At 66.4% G+C, this 17,329-nt stretch carries 18 protein-coding genes and 1 pseudogene; 5 read left to right on the top strand and 14 right to left on the bottom strand.

The window, feature by feature from the left end:
- Positions 1–188: 188 nt before the first annotated feature.
- Positions 189–754, top strand: a pseudogene (locus F6X39_RS22170) (transposase domain-containing protein); the annotation flags it as partial.
- A gap of 124 nt (positions 755–878) precedes the next feature.
- On the opposite strand, the gene F6X39_RS22165 reads toward F6X39_RS22170, so the two are convergent.
- From F6X39_RS22165 to F6X39_RS22155, 3 genes are all read right to left on the bottom strand, one after another.
- Positions 879–1,130, bottom strand: a complete 252-nt coding sequence (locus F6X39_RS22165) for a hypothetical protein (RefSeq protein WP_262414768.1) — start codon at positions 1,128–1,130, stop codon at positions 879–881.
- A 188-nt stretch (positions 1,131–1,318) separates the two neighbouring features.
- The gene (locus F6X39_RS22160) at positions 1,319–2,272 is read right to left on the bottom strand and encodes a hypothetical protein (RefSeq protein WP_187618132.1); all 954 of its coding nucleotides are present in this window, start codon (positions 2,270–2,272) and stop codon (positions 1,319–1,321) included.
- A gap of 272 nt (positions 2,273–2,544) precedes the next feature.
- The gene (locus tag F6X39_RS22155) at positions 2,545–3,123 is read right to left on the bottom strand and encodes a hypothetical protein (protein ID WP_187618115.1); all 579 of its coding nucleotides are present in this window, start codon (positions 3,121–3,123) and stop codon (positions 2,545–2,547) included.
- A 242-nt stretch (positions 3,124–3,365) separates the two neighbouring features.
- On the opposite strand from F6X39_RS22155, the gene F6X39_RS22150 reads away from it, so the two are divergent.
- Both F6X39_RS22150 and dmeF read left to right on the top strand, forming a co-directional pair.
- Positions 3,366–3,641: a metal/formaldehyde-sensitive transcriptional repressor gene (locus tag F6X39_RS22150; RefSeq protein WP_090809546.1), complete on the top strand. Its 276-nt coding sequence runs from the start codon at positions 3,366–3,368 to the stop codon at positions 3,639–3,641.
- A gap of 6 nt (positions 3,642–3,647) precedes the next feature.
- Positions 3,648–4,565, top strand: a complete 918-nt coding sequence (gene dmeF, locus F6X39_RS22145; protein ID WP_187618114.1) for a CDF family Co(II)/Ni(II) efflux transporter DmeF — start codon at positions 3,648–3,650, stop codon at positions 4,563–4,565.
- 142 nt (positions 4,566–4,707) lie between these two features.
- Here dmeF and pcaF read toward each other — a convergent pair whose 3' ends face one another.
- From pcaF to F6X39_RS22110, 7 genes are all read right to left on the bottom strand, one after another.
- Positions 4,708–5,910 carry a 3-oxoadipyl-CoA thiolase gene (gene pcaF, locus F6X39_RS22140; RefSeq protein WP_187618113.1) on the bottom strand — a complete coding sequence of 401 codons (1,203 nt, stop codon included), beginning with the start codon at positions 5,908–5,910 and terminating at the stop codon, positions 4,708–4,710.
- Positions 5,911–6,275: 365 nt separating this feature from the next.
- Positions 6,276–7,256, bottom strand: coding sequence for a D-erythronate dehydrogenase (denD, locus tag F6X39_RS22135; RefSeq protein WP_187618112.1), 981 nt, complete (start codon positions 7,254–7,256; stop codon positions 6,276–6,278).
- Between the two features lie 33 nt (positions 7,257–7,289).
- A complete protein-coding gene (otnI, locus tag F6X39_RS22130) occupies positions 7,290–8,090 on the bottom strand; it encodes a 2-oxo-tetronate isomerase (protein WP_187618111.1) in 801 nt (266 codons plus the stop codon).
- A 61-nt stretch (positions 8,091–8,151) separates the two neighbouring features.
- Positions 8,152–8,814 carry an aldolase gene (locus F6X39_RS22125; protein ID WP_184073342.1) on the bottom strand — a complete coding sequence of 221 codons (663 nt, stop codon included), beginning with the start codon at positions 8,812–8,814 and terminating at the stop codon, positions 8,152–8,154.
- Entirely contained in the window at positions 8,811–10,124 is a 1,314-nt protein-coding gene (otnK, locus tag F6X39_RS22120; RefSeq protein WP_187618110.1) for a 3-oxo-tetronate kinase, read from the bottom strand. The genes F6X39_RS22125 and otnK overlap by 4 nt, the downstream gene beginning before the upstream one ends.
- A gap of 14 nt (positions 10,125–10,138) precedes the next feature.
- Positions 10,139–11,029: an L-threonate dehydrogenase gene (gene ltnD, locus F6X39_RS22115; protein WP_187618109.1), complete on the bottom strand. Its 891-nt coding sequence runs from the start codon at positions 11,027–11,029 to the stop codon at positions 10,139–10,141.
- Positions 11,030–11,101: 72 nt separating this feature from the next.
- Positions 11,102–11,806 (bottom strand): FadR/GntR family transcriptional regulator, encoded by a 705-nt coding sequence (locus F6X39_RS22110; RefSeq protein ID WP_187618108.1) that lies wholly within the window; start codon positions 11,804–11,806, stop codon positions 11,102–11,104.
- A 245-nt stretch (positions 11,807–12,051) separates the two neighbouring features.
- On the opposite strand from F6X39_RS22110, the gene F6X39_RS22105 reads away from it, so the two are divergent.
- Positions 12,052–12,876: an IclR family transcriptional regulator gene (locus F6X39_RS22105; protein ID WP_018424811.1), complete on the top strand. Its 825-nt coding sequence runs from the start codon at positions 12,052–12,054 to the stop codon at positions 12,874–12,876.
- A gap of 84 nt (positions 12,877–12,960) precedes the next feature.
- Here the strand turns inward: F6X39_RS22105 and F6X39_RS22100 are convergent, their stop codons facing one another.
- Entirely contained in the window at positions 12,961–14,151 is a 1,191-nt protein-coding gene (locus F6X39_RS22100) for a M20 aminoacylase family protein (RefSeq protein ID WP_187618107.1), read from the bottom strand.
- 111 nt (positions 14,152–14,262) lie between these two features.
- On the opposite strand from F6X39_RS22100, the gene F6X39_RS22095 reads away from it, so the two are divergent.
- Positions 14,263–15,171, top strand: a complete 909-nt coding sequence (locus F6X39_RS22095) for a LysR family transcriptional regulator (RefSeq protein WP_184039306.1) — start codon at positions 14,263–14,265, stop codon at positions 15,169–15,171.
- Between the two features lie 15 nt (positions 15,172–15,186).
- Here F6X39_RS22095 and phnN read toward each other — a convergent pair whose 3' ends face one another.
- From phnN to phnF, 3 genes are read right to left on the bottom strand one after another with little or no spacing between them, the layout of a single operon-like run.
- Positions 15,187–15,738, bottom strand: a complete 552-nt coding sequence (gene phnN, locus F6X39_RS22090; protein ID WP_090809526.1) for a phosphonate metabolism protein/1,5-bisphosphokinase (PRPP-forming) PhnN — start codon at positions 15,736–15,738, stop codon at positions 15,187–15,189.
- Positions 15,735–16,499 (bottom strand): DUF1045 domain-containing protein, encoded by a 765-nt coding sequence (locus F6X39_RS22085; RefSeq protein ID WP_187618106.1) that lies wholly within the window; start codon positions 16,497–16,499, stop codon positions 15,735–15,737. The genes phnN and F6X39_RS22085 overlap by 4 nt, the downstream gene beginning before the upstream one ends.
- Complete coding sequence (phnF, locus tag F6X39_RS22080; protein ID WP_184039300.1) at positions 16,496–17,254, bottom strand: phosphonate metabolism transcriptional regulator PhnF; 759 nt, start codon at positions 17,252–17,254, stop codon at positions 16,496–16,498. The genes F6X39_RS22085 and phnF overlap by 4 nt, the downstream gene beginning before the upstream one ends.
- Positions 17,255–17,329 lie beyond the last annotated feature (75 nt).

The following is a 17,329-nucleotide window of genomic DNA, read 5'->3' as shown; positions in this document are numbered from 1 at the left end:
CATTTTGACAAATATTTTCGATTCTGATGATTCCGGGCATCTCATTCAGTGCATTTTTCCGATATCACGGCCCAACAAAAATGGCGGCATTGAGCCCTAATGCCGTTCAGTTAAGCGACTGAACGGCATTTTTGTTTCCTGCGCAAAGTAGTTGTAAACGGGGCGTGGCGATGTTAACTTGCATCGCCATGCTGGTTGATGATCTGCGCCTTCTTGTCAAATCACAGCCGCCTCTCGCATGGGGACGGCTGGGCCAGCATCTGCCGTACGAATGGATCGAGTCTGAAGTGCAGGCTAGTGGCAGTGCCAGCGTGCGTCGGCGTCGACTTCCCGCGCAACAGGTATGGCTGGTGAGGTGATCGCGCTCGCGCTGTACCGACACCAGTCAATCAGCGAGGTCGTCGATGAACTGGACCTTGCGTTACCTGTGGCCGATGCGTCGTTTGTCAGCAGGAGTGCCATCACCCAGGCGCGGTAGCGCGTCGGCGTGACGCCACTGGCGTGGCTGTTTCACGAATCAGCTAGAAACTGGGTTGCGCAGGATCAGGACCGATACCTCTTCAAGGGATTCTCGCTGTTCGCGATGGATGGCACCACGCTGCGCCCCGCCGACAGTGCCGCCAACCGCAGACATTTCGGCGCCTCTGCCGCTGCTCATGGCCGCAGTGGTAGCTACCCCCAACTGCGCGCGGTTACGCTCACCGCGCTTGCCACGCATCTGGTGCCGGGCTATCGCCGCATGCGTCTCGACACGCTGCCGACGATGCAAGCGGCGCTCGGCCTCTACGCATCGCTGGGATTCGATGCCCATCGACGCCTACGTGTTCAATCCGATCCCCGCCGCGATTTTTCTGGAACGCGATCTGACGCGGCCGCGATCAATGTAATGGCGGTGCAGGCCTGACGCGGCCTGCAGGTATGCACTCGCTCATTGCCCCGTTCTGCTGGCTCAAGCCACGCACGACCACCTCGGACGATTTGCCGTCACGCCGCGCGAGTTCGGCCAGATCGAGCAACGCGGCGTAGCGCGCGGAACAGTCGCTCGCCGCGCCGGCGTCGGGGTTCGCGCGAAGGTCGTCGTTGGCGTCGCTGGCGTCGATGACTGCGTTGATCGCCAGCAACGTCGCCACGACGATCGTCGCGAGCGCGACCGTTTTGCGGAGCGCGCCCCGCGCAGCCCTTTGCGCTCGCGAGTGACGCTCCGCCTCAGCAGATGGTGGACACGAGCCCGCCATTTCGCACATCGCGTCGCACCGCGCGGCGCGACGTGAGCGCCACGATTCTACGCAGGTTCTGATTCTCATCGCCGCGCTCATCGTCAGGCCCAATGCGCCGGCACCCACACGCGCCCGACCCAATGGCCCGGCACCCAGACCGCAGCCCGCGGCGCGACATACACGGGACGCGGTGCGACGTAGACGGCTGGCGGCGGGGGCGGCGCCACGACCACCACCGGCGGCGGAACATAGGCCGGCGGAGGCGTCACCACGACGGGCTTCAACGGCACGTACACGACCGGCGGCGGCACGACGACCGGCGGGGGCGGCGCCACGACCACCACCGGCTTCGGCGCAACGACCACGGTCGTACCGGTCGCCGTCGTGGTCCCGCCCGCGACCACCACGCCGCCTGTTACCACCGTACCGCTCGAGGTCACCGTGTGGCCTTGCGTGCCGGTCACGCTCGTCGAAGTCGTCACGACGCCGGGCGCGACCCGCGTCGCGGTGCCTGAGTGATAGACGTTGTTGTTGTCCGGACCCGTCAACGTGCCCGAGCGCGCGCAGGTCGAACCCGCGCAATTCGTCGACGCAGAATGATTGACCGTATTGCCGTTCGACCCGGTGATCGAGCCCGACGACGAATACTGACCCGGCGCGGTGCGCGTCACGTCGCCGGACGTCGTCGCCGTTTTGCCGTCGGGACCGGTCAGCGTACCGCTATGCGAGCAGGAGCCGCCCGCGCAGCTGGTGTCGCCCGAGTGCTGCACCGAGTTGCCGTAGCGGCCCGTCGCGGTACCCGAGTTCGAGAACTGGCCGGGCGACGTGCGCGTGACTGTGCCAGTGTTGCTTGCGAAGCCGCCATAGGGGCCGGCCACGCTGCCCGCATGCGAGCAGCTACCGCCGCCGCACGAGCCGTAGTGCGCACCGTTATAGACGCCGCGCGACGTGTACGCGGTGCCGTGACCCGACAACGCGAACGCCGATGCGCTGCCGAGCGCGAGCACGGCGGCGGCCGCGCCGACCACCGCCTTGCGCAGCGCGCCTCGCGCCATGCTGGCGCAGACCCTGTCGGAACCTGCGAATGAACGATTTTTCACGGTATGTCCTTGCTGGATTCGGGCCACTTGCGTCACTGCCGCGTGGCGACGAACGGACTATAGAAGGACACTCCGCGGAAATCATCACGGAACATATGTCGCGCTGTTTCACCGCGACGCGGGCCCGCCAGGCAAGGTTTTGCGGGCATTCGGCGGGAGCCGCGACATATTTCGACATAGTTTGCGAAACAGATGCGGCCGCCGGAATCGACTGCGGCCCCAGCCGCTCACTGCCCGACCGGCGTCACCTGCACCGCGGCGGCGGACACGAACGCCGCATGCACGGTGTCGCCGACCTTCACGTCGCTCAAATCGACGTCGGGCGCGGCTTCGAAGGTCTGGGTCTGATACGCGCCGCGCAGCGTCACGAGGCGCTGCTTGCGATCGATCTTCAGCACGGTCGCGAGCACCTCGGTCTGCCGCGCCGACTCGTACCCACCCGACGCCGGCGCAGAGCTCCGCCGGTCGACCCGCTCGCGAATCCCCTTGCCCGCGCTGCTTGCCTTGTCGACCTTGGTGAGCAACGCATTCTTGTACAGCACGTCGACGCGATCGCCGATCTTAAGCTGATCGAAACCGGCGACCTGCTGGCTGACGAGCACGATCGCGACGTCGCCATGCGGACCCTTCAATGTCAGCGAACGGTTGCCCGCATCGATGGCGACGATCTCCGCCGTCATATGCACCGGCTGCGCCGCGCTGAGCACCGCTTGCGCGGTGCTCGCCATGTCGTCCTGCGCTCGCGCCGGCGGGGCCGCGGCCACCACCGCGATGACCAATGCTGCAGCTATCGTCGCTGTTTTCATCCGCGTTCTCCTCCTGCAAGGTATCAATACGGCTTGACGGCCGGTCATGCGCGTCGAGCGCAATCGCTTCGTGCTACGCAGCATTCGTGCCCGGCGTCATGAACTCTGCGCCTACAGGACAACCACGGCCAACAGTATGACGCGAACAATTTGCCGACGTATGCATCGGCATGGCCGCCGACAGCCATCAGAAACGCCATCTCGGTACCGTGCTATCCTATATACCAATAGGGGGTATATGTATGGCACATCTGAGCATACACAAAGACGGCTTATTGAAACGCGTTCGTCGCATCGCGGGCCAGGTTCAGGCTATCGAGCGTTCACTGGAGTCGGACGCCGATTGCGAAAAAGTCCTGCACCTGGTGGCCGCGACCCGCGGCGCAATGAACGGCCTGCTCGACGAGATCGTCGAGGCGCACGCGCGCGAGCATGTCGCGCATCCGGACCTGACGGCCAGCCAGCGCAAGAAGGGAGTTGATGCATTGATCGGCGCAATCCGCCGCTATTCGAAGTAAGTTTGTATGACTGACCATCTGATCCGCAAACACGAGCACTCGTTTCTCGGCAGCTCGCACGACGACAACGCGCGCCGGACCCGCTTCGTCGTCGCGCTCACCGTTGTCATGATGATCGGCGAAATCGCGGCCGGTTACGTGACCGGCTCGATGGCGCTGCTCGCCGATGGCTTCCACATGGCGACGCATGCCGGCGCGCTCGGCATTGCCGCGCTCGCGTATGCGTTCGCGAGACGCAACTCGGCAAACCGCGCGTTCAGTTTCGGAACGGGAAAAGTGGGCGAGCTTGCCGGCTTCGCTTCGGCGCTGATTCTCGCGCTGGTGTCGCTTGGCATTGGCATCGAATCGGCGATCCGGCTCGTTCATCCCACCGGTGTCGCGTTTGGGGAGGCCGCGGTGATTGCGGCGATCGGGCTGGTCGTGAACATCGTCAGCGCGCTGCTGTTGTCGGGCGGCTATGCGCACCATGGGCATCACGATCATCACCATCATCACGACCATGCGCATGGGTCCGACAACAACCTGCGCTCGGCCTATGTGCACGTGCTCGCCGATGCGCTGACCTCGGTGCTGGCGATCGTCGCCATGCTGGCCGGCCGCTATCTCCGGTGGGTCTGGATGGACCCGCTGATGGGCATCGTCGGATCGATCGTCATCGCGCGCTGGGCATGGACGCTGATGCGCGACACGGCCGGCGTGCTGCTCGACAGAACCGACGAGCACGTGGCCGGCGAAATCCGCGAAATCCTGGATTCGCACGGCGATGCCGAGATCGCCGACCTGCACGTCTGGCAGATCGGCCCGGAGGCGCGAGCGGCGATCGTCAGCGTGCGCACGCATGGCGGCGTTACGACCGAGACGATCCGCGCGCGGCTCGCACCGGTGCATGAGGTCATGCATCTGACCGTCGAAGCGGCGTCATAACGCCTGCGCCCGGCGCAACAAGGTGCGATAAAAACAAAGGGCCGGCGTGTCTCGACGCCGGCCCTTCCGCTTTTTACTATTCAGCTTGCGCGGAGACCCGCCTGGCGCGGGGACCGAAGCTGGCGCTAAACCAGCTCACGCATCACACGCGCTCGATCGCGATCGCGATGCCTTGGCCGACGCCGATACACATCGTGCACAGCGCGAAGCGGCCCTGCGTGCGTTGCAGCTGATACGTCGCGGTCGTCACCAGACGCGCGCCGCTCATGCCGAGCGGGTGGCCGAGCGCAATCGCGCCGCCGTTCGGGTTCACGCGGGGATCGTCGTCGGCGACGCCGAGGGCGCGCAGCACCGCGATACCTTGCGAGGCGAACGCTTCGTTCAGTTCGATCACGTCGAACTGGTCGATCTTCATGCCCAGACGCGCGAGCAGCTTCTGCGTGGCGGGTGCCGGGCCGATGCCCATCACGCGCGGCTCGACGCCGGCGGTGGCCACACCGAGCACGCGGGCGCGCGGCGTGAGGCCGAAGCGCTTCGCGGTCTCTTCATTGGCAAGCAGCAACGCCGCCGCGCCGTCGTTCACGCCCGATGCGTTACCGGCCGTAACCGTGCCGTCCGGACGCACGACGCCCTTCAGCTTCGCGAGCGTTTCGAGGCTCGTTTCGCGCGGATGCTCGTCCTGCATGACCGTGATCGGATCGCCCTTCTTCTGCGCGATCGTCACGCCGACGATCTCCTGCGCGAGCGTGCCGTCGCGTTGCGCGCGCGCCGCCTTCTGCTGGCTGCGCAGCGCGAATGCGTCCTGGTCGGCGCGGCTGATGTTGTAGTCGGTCGCGACGTTTTCACCGGTTTCCGGCATCGAGTCGACGCCGTACAGCTTCTTCATCAGCGGATTCACGAAACGCCAGCCGATCGTCGTGTCGTAGACCTCGTTCTGACGCGAGAACGCGCTGGTCGCCTTGGGCATCACGAACGGCGCGCGGCTCATGCTTTCGACGCCACCGGCAATCATCAGCGCGGCCTCGCCCGACTTGATCGCGCGCGCGGCGATGCCGACCGCATCCATGCCCGAGCCGCACAGACGGTTGACCGTCGAGCCCGGCACGTTCTTCGGCAGACCCGCGAGCAGCAGCGACATGCGCGCGACGTTGCGGTTGTCGTCACCGGCCTGGTTGGCGCAGCCGTAGATGAGGTCGTCGATCGCGGTCCAGTCGACGTTCTTGTTGCGCTCCATCAGCGCCTTGAGCGGCACCGCGCCCAGGTCGTCGGCGCGCACCGACGACAGCGAACCCGCATAGCGGCCAATGGGGGTGCGAATCGCGTCGCACAGGAATGCTTCGGTCATGGGATGTCTCCAGTTGAGATGCTGCGTGCGCTGCGCCTCGGCCGGCCTTGCACCGATGACGCCCGGTTCGATGCGCCGAGGCACCGGCCCGAGGGCCAACGGCCGCGGGCGGGAGGCTGCAAAACGGCGGCGGCGCGGCGGCCGTCACGTCGGACCAGCTTAGCGCAGGATCGTGAACGATGGGCTTGGGATTGACGACCGATACGGCTGCCGCCCCTTCTTCGCCCCGCCTCATGTTCTATATACGAACACAAGGTCATATATCGAACAAAACAGCCTCGATAATAGGCGGGGGCGCGAAAGCATGTCAAGCACGGCCGCAGCTGTGCCAAGCGACACCAGGGAATACGCGGAGGGGGCGATCTTCAGCGAACTTCGATTCCTTCATCGGCGATGTAGCCGCGAATCACGTCCGCGAAACTGCGCTCGGCCGCGAGCCCGAGCCGTTCGGCGCGCGACGTATCCCACGCGCCGGGCCAGCTCCCGACGATCTTCTCGATGCGCTCGTCGGGCTGCCGCACAATGCGGTTCGCGACCGCCTCGCCCGCGACCTCGCGCAGTGCCGCGATCATCTCGTCGACGCTGACCGACAAGCCCGGCAGGTTCAGCACGCGTTGCTTGCCAAGCGCGGCGCCATCGAGTTCGAGGCCGGCGATAAGACCCTCGATCGCCTTGCGCGGCGACAGCAACCACAGCCGCGTCGAACCGGCGACCGGACACACGGCCTCCTCGCCATTGAGCGGCTCGCGGACGATGCCGCTCGCGAACGACGACGCCGCCGCATTCGGCCGCCCCGGTCGCACGCTGATGGTCGGCAGCCGCAGCACGCGGCCGTCGACGAAACCGCGCCGCGAATAATCGTTGAGCAGCAGCTCCGCGATCGCCTTCTGCGCGCCGTACGACGACTGCGGATTGAGCGCGGTGTCGTCCTGCACGACTGCAGGCAGATCGCCACCGTAGACCGCGACCGAACTGGTGAACACGACGCGCGGTTGGTGCCCGCGCTGCCGGCAGATTTCGAGCAGCAGCCGCGACGCATCGAGATTGATGCGCATGCCGAGATCGAAGTCCGCCTCGGCCTGGCCGCTGACGATCGCAGCGAGATGAAAGATCACCGAGGTTTGATCGTCGATCACGCGTTCGAGCACACTGCGCTCCGCGATATTGCCGACTTCGGTGCGCACGCGCGCATCGCCGAAATCGTGTGCGCGCACGACGTCGAGCAGTACGAGCCCGGTAATCGCTTGCGGCGCGCCGTGCGCATCTTTCAGTGCGCCGCGCGCGAGCAGCTCGCGCGCGAGACGCTGGCCGAGAAAACCGGCACCGCCGGTGATCAGTACTTTCATGGTTACGTGTGCGTTAGTGGTTGTCGGAAAGAGTCAACGCCCCGCATCGAGATAAGGCTTCAGCCAGCCAAGCCCCGCCGAGGTCCCCGCGCGCGGCCGGTATTCGCAGCCGATGTAGCCGTCGTAGCCGAGCGCATCGATCAGATCGAACAGGTACGGGTAGTTCAGCTCACCGATGTCGGGCTCGTGCCGCTCGGGCACACCCGCAACCTGGATGTGACCGATGCCGGCCATATCGCGTTTGAGCTTCATCGCGAGATCGCCCTCGACGATCTGGCAGTGATAGCAATCGAACTGCACCTTCAGGTTCGGCGCGCCGACTTCGGCGCAGATCGCTTGCGCGTCGTCCTGTCGATTGAGGAAATAGCCGGGCATGTCGCGCGTATTGATCGGCTCGATGACGACCGTGATCTGTTCGGCTTGCGTGGTCCGCGCGGCATAGGCGAGGTTGTTCAGGTACACGTCGCGTTGTGTTTTGCGCTGCGTTTCACCCGCTTGATCGCCGGCGATCAACCCCGCCATCACATGCAGCTTGCGATTGCCGAGCACGCGCGCGTACTCGAGTGCCGTGTCGATGCCGCGGCGGAACTCGTCCTCACGGCCCGGCAACGACGCAAGGCCGCGCTCGCCGCCGCTCCAGTCGCCGGGTGGCGCATTGAACAGCGCCTGCGTGAGGCCATGCGCGTCGAGCCGCGCCTTCAGCTCGCCCGGGCGGAACTCGTAGGGAAACAGGAATTCGACCGCGTTGAAGCCGTCGCGCGCGGCGGCGGCGAAACGATCGAGGAACGCGTGCTCGTTGTACATCATCGACAGATTAGCGGCGAAGCGAGGCATGGCGGCAGCTCCTTCAAGACAGTGCGATACGGTGCGCGGCGTTCATCGGTCATGCGCGCTGCTACCAGCGCGCGCCGAACGCGGCACGAAGTTCTTCGATCGCGGCGGCGTCGAGCGGCGCGGGCCGCGGATTCGTCATCAGCCACAGGCGCGCGGTCTCCTCGAGTTCTTCGAGCGCATACGACGCGTGCGCGACCGAGCGCTCCCACACTACCGGCCCCAGACGTTCGAGCAACACCGCGCGCACCCGATCGGCCAGCGCAGCGATCTGCGCGGCCACTCGGGGATCACCCGGGCGTTCGTAGCGAATCAGCGGTACGTGGCCCACTTTCATCACGTAGTACGGTGTGATCGGCGGCAGCACGTCCGCTTCGCTCCATACGCCCCCGAGCGTCAATGCGACCAGATGCGTCGAATGGGTATGGACGATGCCGCGCGCCTCGCCGTTGCGCGCATAGATACCGCGATGCAGCGCCAGCGTTTTCGACGGTTTGCCGCCCGACACCGCGTGGCCGTTTGCGTCGACCTTCGCGATGTCGGCGGGATCGAGGCGGCCGAGGCACGCGTCGGTCGGGGTGATCAGCCAGCCGTCGTCGAGCCGCGCGCTGATGTTGCCGGCGCTGCCGACCGTATAGCCGCGCTGATACAGGCTCGCGCCGACCGCGCAGATTTCCTCGCGAACGCGCGCTTCGGCGCAGGTGTGAAGTGCCGGTGCGTCGCTCATTGCGCGGCTCCGTCGAGATGGCGCAGCGCCTTGTCGAAGAAGTCCGTGGTGCCGAAATTGCCGGATTTCAGCGCGAGTGCGAGCGGCTCGGCGCCGGTCGTCACCGTGGCCGGCACGCCCGGATCGATCTGCGCGCCGATGCGCAGCATGCGCACGTCGAGCGCCTGCACGACGGCGCCCGAAGTCTCGCCGCCCGCGACGACGAACTTGCGCACTCCCCGTTCGCGCAGACCGCGCGCAATCGCCGCCAACGTCTTCTCGACCAGATGCCCGGCCTCGTTGACGCCGAGTTCGCGCTGCACGGCCTGCACTTCGTCGGGCGACGCGGTCGCATAGACCAGCACCGGTTCCGCGTGCACGAAGCGCTGTTGTGCGAACGCAAGCGCCTCGCCGACGACGTCCTCGCCGCGCGCCGCCGCGAGCGGATCGATGCGGAACGCGGGCCGTGTCGCGCACCAGGCGGCGACCTGCGCGTTGGTCGCCGTCGACGCACTGCCCGCGAGCACCGCCGACAAACCTTCTATACGCGGCAATTGCGCGGCATGGGTTTGCTCGCCGAGCAGACCCGCGCGCCGGAAGTTGGCCGGCAAACCAAGCGCGACGCCGGAGCCGCCGGTGATCAGCGCGAGATCCGCGCAGGCCGCGCCGAGCGTGTGCAGATCGGCGTCGGACACCGCATCGGCAATCGCGATGCGCACGTCGTCGGCGCGCAACGCGGCGAATGCGGCACGCACGGCCGCATCGCCTTGCGCGAGCTGGTCGTAACGCACGAGCCCGACCTTCGATTGCGTTTGCCGCCGCAGCACGCGCACGAGGTTCGCGTCGCGCATCGGCGTCAGCGGATGGTTTTCCATGCCCGACTCGTTGAGCAGCGCATCGCCGACGAACAGATGACCGCGAAAAATCGTGCGGCCGTTCTCGGGAAACGCGGGACACGCGATCGTGAACGACGCGCGCTCAGCGAACTCGGCGGACAGCGCATTCAGCAACGCATCGGTCACCGGGCCGAGGTTGCCCGCATCGGTCGAATCGAAGGTCGAGCAGTACTTGAAGAAGAATTGCCGGCAACCTTGCGCGCGCAGCCAGGCGAGCGCGGCCAGCGATTGCGCGACCGCGTCGGCGGCCCGGATCGTGCGCGACTTCAGCGCGACGACGAGCGCGTCGGCGCCGAGCGCTGCGTTGGAGGTGGGCACGCCGATCGTCTGCACCGTGCGCATGCCACCGCGCACGAGCATGTTGGCGAGATCGGTGGCGCCGGTGAAGTCGTCGGCGATGCAGCCGAGCAGCGCGGGTTTCGTTTGAGCCGTCATGACCTCTCCCTCGCCTATTGCTTCGTCGGCAATTCGATGGCTGGGAAAATCTTCACGACCGCCGAGTCGTCTTCGCAACCGTGGCCCGCCGTCGACGCCATCATGAACATCTGATGCGCTGCCGCCGACAGCGGCAGCGGAAACTTCGTGCGACGCGCGGTATCGAGCACGAGGCCGAGGTCCTTGACGAAAATATCGACCGCCGACAGCGGCGTGTAGTCGCCCGCGAGAATATGCGGGACGCGGTTCTCGAACATCCACGAATTGCCCGCGCTGTGCGTGATCACGTCGTACAGCGCGTGCGGGTCGACACCTTCGCGCAGGCCGAGCGCCATTGCCTCGGCGGCCACCGCGATATGCACGCCGGCCAGCAGTTGGTTGATGATCTTCACCTTCGAGCCTGCGCCATGCGTGGCGCCAAGCCGATACACGTTGCCGGCGATCGCGGCGAGCACGTCTTCGCACGCGGCATAAGCGGCCGCGGGACCGGACGTCATCATCGTCATCTCGCCCGACGCCGCGCGCGCCGCGCCGCCCGAGACCGGCGCATCGAGCATCTGCAGACCGGCCGCCTCGACGCGCTTGCCGAGATCGCTCGCGAACTCCGGCGCGACCGTGGCACTCGCGATCACGACGCCGCCCGGCTTCATGGCCGCGAGCGCGCCGTGCTCACCGAACAGCACGGCCTCGGTTTGCGCCGCATTCACGACCAGCGTGATCACGACCTCGCACTGCGCGCCGAGCTCCGCGGGCGTCGCACAGCCGATGCCCCCTTCATCGACGAACGCCTGCAGCGCGTCGCGCCGCAAGTCGCACGCGTGGACCCTGAAGCCCGCGCGCAACAGCGAGCGCGCGACGCCGAGTCCCATGGCCCCCAAACCAATGACACCGACATTTCTCGACATGCATGACCTCTATGGATGGGTGCCGCATTCGTGAGTTCGCGCGCGTCGGAATCACCGCGCGCCTTCAGCGCGTCAGACGATGCCCGCCTCGGCAAGCCGCCGCGCCGCGTTGTACAGATGCGTCTGCGCGGCATTGCGCGCCGCCGTCGGATCGCCGGCGCGAATCGCCGCGGCGATCGCCGCGTGCTCCTCGCGCACCTGCCGCGAGAAGTCCTCGCGTAGCGCCTCGTTGCGGCGCGTGACGACCGTGCCCGCTTCGAGGTACTGATTGAGGAACGTCAGCGTCTTCAGGAAATACGGATTGCCCGTAGCCGTCGCGATCGCGCGATGAAACGCGACGTCTTCGGCGACGCCGTCTTCGCCATTGCCGACCGCGCGCTCGATGCGCGCGAGCGCGGCGTCGATCGCGGCCATGTCGGCATCGCTGCGGCGCATCGCGGCTTCCGACGCGACCTCCGCCTCGATCGCGCGACGCAGCGCGAGGATCTGCACGACCGAGCCCGGCTCCACGGCTTGCGCGTAGTCGATTCGCAGCGGGCGGATCGCGCCGTGCCCGGCGACGAACACGCCACTGCCCTGGCGCGGCTCGACCACCCCCTCGTTCTTCAGTCGCGACAGCGCCTCGCGAATCACCGTGCGGCTTACGCCGAACTGTTGCGCGAGCACGGCTTCGGTCGGCAGCCTGGCGCCGCGCGCGAAGGTGCCCTTGTCGATCTGCTTCAGCAGTTGCTGCGCGACTGTGTCGCTCAAAGCGCGCGCGGGAATCTTGTCGAACATGGCGGATCGGCTGGACAGGGTGTCGCGAACTAGTCAGGTTATCGGGTCATCATACAAATTTGGAGTGAGGAATCGCATCCACGCAAACCCTGGGGTTTTTGCACAAATCGGCGTTATTTGGCGAAATAGAAGGCTTAAGCTATCGTCTCGCCTTTGCGCCGCAACGCAAAACGCGGCGCCGCATCGAAACGAACGCGCGTCGCGCGTCCTTCGCGCGCACTCTTCCGAACCCACGATCAAGGTCCATGAGCAAAGCCCTGCCGCCGTCTTCCGTCGCGCCCGCCAACGCCGAACCGGCCCCGGAGAAACCGGGCGACTCGTACGTGCAGTCGTTCGCGCGCGGCCTCGCGGTCATCCGCGCGTTCGACGCGACGCGGCCCGAACAGACGCTCACCGACGTCGCCGCGGCGACTGGCCTCACGCGCGCCGGCGCGCGCCGGATCCTGCTGACGCTGCAAACACTCGGCTATGTGGAAGCCGAGGGACGCCTGTTCCGTCTGACGCCGAAGATTCTCGACCTCGGCTTCGCGTATCTGACCTCGATGCCGTTCTGGAATCTCGCCGAACCGGTGATGGAAAGCCTGTCGGCGCAGGTGCACGAAAGCTGCTCCGCGGCCGTGCTCGATCGCACCGAGATCGTCTACGTGCTGCGCGTGCCGACTCACAAGATCATGACGATCAACCTGTCGATCGGCAGCCGCCTGCCCGCGTACTGCACGTCGATGGGCCGCGTGCTGCTTGCCTCGCTCGACGACGAGACGCTCGACGCGACGCTGAACTCGACGCCGCTCTACGCGCACACGCCGCGCACCGTCACCGACAAGCAAGAGTTGAAGAAGCTGATCGAGCAGGTGCGTCGCCAGGGGTGGGCGATCGTCGATCAGGAACTCGAGGGCGGCTTGATTTCGCTGTCCGCGCCGATTCGCAATCGCCAGGGCCGCGTGATCGCCGCGATGAACATCAGCGGCAACGCACAGCGCAATTCGGCCAAACAGATGGTGAAGGCGTTCCTGGAACCGCTGCAGCGAGCCGCGCAGACAGTCTCGGAGATGGTCGCGCGGCGCGGCTAATGAACGTTTCGTGGCTCTGGCCGCGCGGTGATGAGCAGCCGGGCGCGCACGCCTCGTGCGCGCCGCGGCGTGTGCATCAAGCGCTCACTGGGCGAGATAGCGCTCCACCAGCCGTGCCCAGAACGCCGCGCCGATCGGCAGACTGCGGTCGTTGAAGTCGTAGTGCGGGTTGTGCACCATGCAACCGTCCTCGCCGACGCCATTGCCAATGCGCAGGAACGTGCCCGGCCGCTTCTGCAGCATGAATGCGAAGTCCTCGCTACCCATCAGGATGTCGGTCTGCTCGACCACCTTGTCGTCGCCCACCAGTTCGCGCGCGACCTGCACCGCGAAATCCGTTTCGGCATGCGTATTGATGACGACCGGATAGCCTTCGATGTACTCGACGTGCGCTTTGCCGCCATAGCTCGCGGCCTGCGACTCGGCCAACTCAGTGATGCGCTTCTTCAGCAACGCGCGTACCTCGGGGCTGAACGAGCGCACGCTGAGTTCGAGCCGCGCGCTGCTGGAAATCACGTTGTTCGCGGTGCCCGCGTGCATCGAGCCGACCGTCACCACGGCGGGCTGCGACGGATCGACGTTGCGCGCGACGATCGTTTGCAGCGCCATCACGATGCTCGCGGCGACCACGACCGGATCGACGGTCAGATGCGGACGCGCCGCATGGCCGCCGACGCCTTCGATCGTGATGATCGCCTTGTCGCCCGCCGACATGAACGGTCCCTTGCGGAACAGCAACACGCCCGGCTCGGCTCCCGGATGGTTGTGCAGGCCGAACACGGCGTCGCACGGGAAGCGCTCGAACAGGCCGTCGTCGATCATCTTCAGCGCACCGCTGTCGATGCCGCTTTCCTCGGCCGGCTGGAAATACAAATGCACGGTGCCCGAGAAATTGCGCGTGGCCGCGAGACGTTGCGCGGCGCCGAGCAGGATCGTGGTGTGACCGTCGTGGCCGCACGCATGCATCTTGCCGTGGGTGCCGCTCGCGTACGGCAGGCCGGTCTGTTCGATGATCGGCAACGCGTCCATGTCCGCGCGAATGCCGATGCTGCGCTTGCCGTCACCCTCTTTCAGCGTGCCGACCACGCCGGTCTTGCCGACCCCACGCGTGACCTGCCAGCCCCACTGTTCGAGTTTTTCCGCGACGAGCGCCGCGGTCTGCACTTCCTCGTACGCGAGTTCCGGTTGGTGGTGAATGTGATGGCGAATCTCGCGCAGGCTCGCGGCGGCGGGTTCCAGATCGGACACTTCGGTCAAACGCGGGGTCTCGTTCATAGTTTGTATGGCTCCAGTGAGTAGCCTCGCACTATAGCCACGCTGTTTTGTTCGAATAAGATGCTATTTTTTTCACCCTGATTAACAGGCCTTATATACGGGGTTACCCTTATGAAGCTGCAGCAGTTGCAGGCCTTCGTCGCCGCCGCGCATCACCGCAGTCTGCGCGCCGCCGCGCGTGAGCTTGGCGTCACGCAGCCGGCCGTCACGCATACGATTCGCGAGCTGGAAAGCGCGCTCAACGCCGAGCTGATGGTGCGCAGCGTGCGCGGCATCGAGCTGACCGCGTGCGGGCTCGCGCTGTTGCCGCGCGCCGAGCAGTTGCTCGGCGACATGCGCCGCACGGTCGAGGCCGTCGAGCAGGTCAAGGGCGAACTGGCCGGCAAGGTCAGCGTCGGCACGATGCCATCGCTGGCGCTGACGGTACTGCCGCATGCGGTGTCGAGCTTTCGCGAGCGGATGCCGCTCGTGAGTCTGCATCTGGAGGAAGTGACGGTGCCCGACGCGCTCGCGCGTCTGCGCAACGGCGCGCTCGATCTCGCGGCGATCCATCACGTTCTGGCATTGGATAACGATCTGGTGCAGGTGCCGCTGTACTCGACGCAGTTCGTCGTCACGATGCGCGCTGGCCATCCGCTCGCGAACGTCACGCGTCTGTCCGAGCTGCTCGACGCCGAGTGGATCGTCACGGTGGGCGCCGACCACTTCCCGCACAGCGTGATGATGGCGATGTTCAGCGCGCACGGCTTGCCGGTACCGAAGCGCTTGCTGCGCGCGCCGTCGTCGTTTGCAGTCACGCTCGGGCTCGTGTCGCAGACCGACGTGATCAGTTGCTTCACGCGGCCGCTTGCGCAGAGGGTCGCGCCGCTCGGCATTCGCGTCGCACAGATCGAAGACGCGCTGCCGAACTACGATCTGAGCATCATTTCGCGACGCGATCTGCTGCCGACGCCGGCCGTGCAGCAGTTCGTCGCATGTTTGCGGCAGGTGACGCGGGAGCGGATGGGAGCCGTGCAGTAAGGCCGCGTGCTTGCGCTACGCGCTCACCTGCTCCTTGAGCACCGTGATCAATGCGTGCCCCGCTTCTTCGAGCGCGCCGGAGTTGTCGATCGTCGTGCAGCGCACGCCGGCCGGCAACGCAAACGGCGCGCGCCGCGCGAGCCGCGCCGCGACCTGCTCCGACGATTCGCGCGCCCGCGCGCCGAGCCGTGCTTCGAGAATATGCGGCGCGGCGCTCACGTGCACCACTTCCGCGCGTGGATAGCGCGCGAGCGCATGCTGCAGGTACTGCCGCGAGCCGTTGACGACCACCGTGCAGCCACGCGCGAGCCACGCATCGAGTTCGATGCCGATGCCATAGCGCAGCGAATGGCTCGACCATTCGAGCGCGAACAGGCCAAGCACCGAGCGCGCGGCGAACTCCTCGACGCTTAGTGCAACATGCACCTCGCCATTGCCGCTCGGCCGCGTGATGTAACGATGCGCGAATACGAGCGGCTCGCCGGCGAGCCGCATCCGCGCGAACTGCAGCAGCGAATCCTTGCCCGCGCCCGACGGCCCCATCACATAGATCAAACGCCCAGTCATTGGCTGCTCACCTCGTCTTGCTGCTTGTTCGTGCGATCGCCAGGTTGCGCGCCGTGGCTGAACGGCAGCGGCTGCCAAAGCACGAACGGCTCACCCGGCGCCGGCTCGACGAACAGCGCGGCCTGATCCACAGCGAGCGGCCCGAGCGCGGGCGTGCGCTCCCGCCACCATGCGATCAGCGTCGCGCGCTCGTCGGCATCGGCGAGCGAACTGGACAACGTCATATGAAAACGGAACTCGTCGAACACGTACGGATAGCCCCATTGCAACAGCAACGCACGTTGGCGTTCGCTAAGCGGCGCGGCGAGCCGTCGCTCGAGATCGGCCGCCGACGGCCGCGCGCGCAGCCTGTCGAGCGACTGCAGCGCGTTCGACGCGAGTTCGCGAATGCGCGTCTCGCCATCTGCATCGGCCGGTCGCAACGCGACGAAGTCGCCCAGCGTGGCCGTTTCTACCGGCAACGTGAACGGCCGCTGCGCGAGCGCCCAGGCTCGCGCGGCCGCGAGCAGGTCGGGCTGCGTGACGCCGGCGCCGAGCCGGAACGGAGCGACCAGCGTGCCATGCCAGCCGTAGCGGCGCGGCGCGTCGGTCAATGCGGCGAGCGGGCGCGTCAGGCCTGGCGGCTGCGGCTGCGCGCGACGCTCGCCGCTGTGCGCATCGCGGCCGAGCCATGTCGAGCCGGCCTGCCACCACGCCGATTCAACCGACGGCGCGTAGTACAGCGCAAAGCGCGCTTCGGCACTCCATACGGAGCCGCTCACAGGTCATGCTCCACGAGCAGTTGCACGCGATCGGCCGCGAAATGCGTGAAGCCGTATTTGACCGGCGTGCCCTGCAGATCGACGTCGACGTTCTCGACCCACAGCACCGGCTGCTGACGGTTGATGTTGAGCCGCCGCGCGACTTCCGGCTCGGGCAGCACGCTGCCGATGCGGCTCCACTTGCGCAGATAATCGTCCACGCCGAATTCGGCCAGCGCTTTCGTCGTGCCGCCGAGGCGTTGCACGACCTCCGGCAAATCCGGAAAACGCGCGGCCGGATACCAGCTGCGCGCGTACGTGAGCGGCACGCCGTCCGACGCGTTCAGCGATTCGATGCGATAGACCGCCGCGCCCGCGCGCAGACCCAACGCCTTCGCGACACTGGGCTCGGCCTTCACGCGCGCGGCCGACAGCATCGTGCCCGCGGGCGAGTGGTGTTGTTGACGCAGGTTTTCGGTGAAACGCGTACGGCGGCCGATCGAATAGTCGATCGCGCCGGGCTGCACGAACGTGCCACGCCCCTGCTCGACGCTGACGAGGCCGAGCGCGGCGAGGCCGAGCATCGCGCGGCGCACCGTGTGACGGTTGACGTCGAAGCGCTTCGCCAGCTCACCCTCGCTCGGCAGCCGCCCTTCTTCGCCGAACCCGCTTGCCGTGATCTCTGCGGCGAGAATCTGTTCGATCTGTCTCCAGACGGCCACGCCCGCGCCCCGTTCGAGCGTCGTGGCCGGCGCCGCGCTGTCGTTCGATGTCATGGTGCTGTCATTCCCTTCGGTTCAAATGATCGCCATGACGTGCATTGTAGTGCGCGAGCCGTGATAAAAATATGA

It is taken from the genome of Paraburkholderia sp. UCT2, from assembly GCF_014397665.1.
Taxonomy (GTDB): Bacteria; Pseudomonadota; Gammaproteobacteria; order Burkholderiales; family Burkholderiaceae; genus Paraburkholderia; species Paraburkholderia tuberum.
Note: the sequence above shows the minus strand (reverse complement) of the source record. Positions and strands in the feature narration are given on the sequence as shown.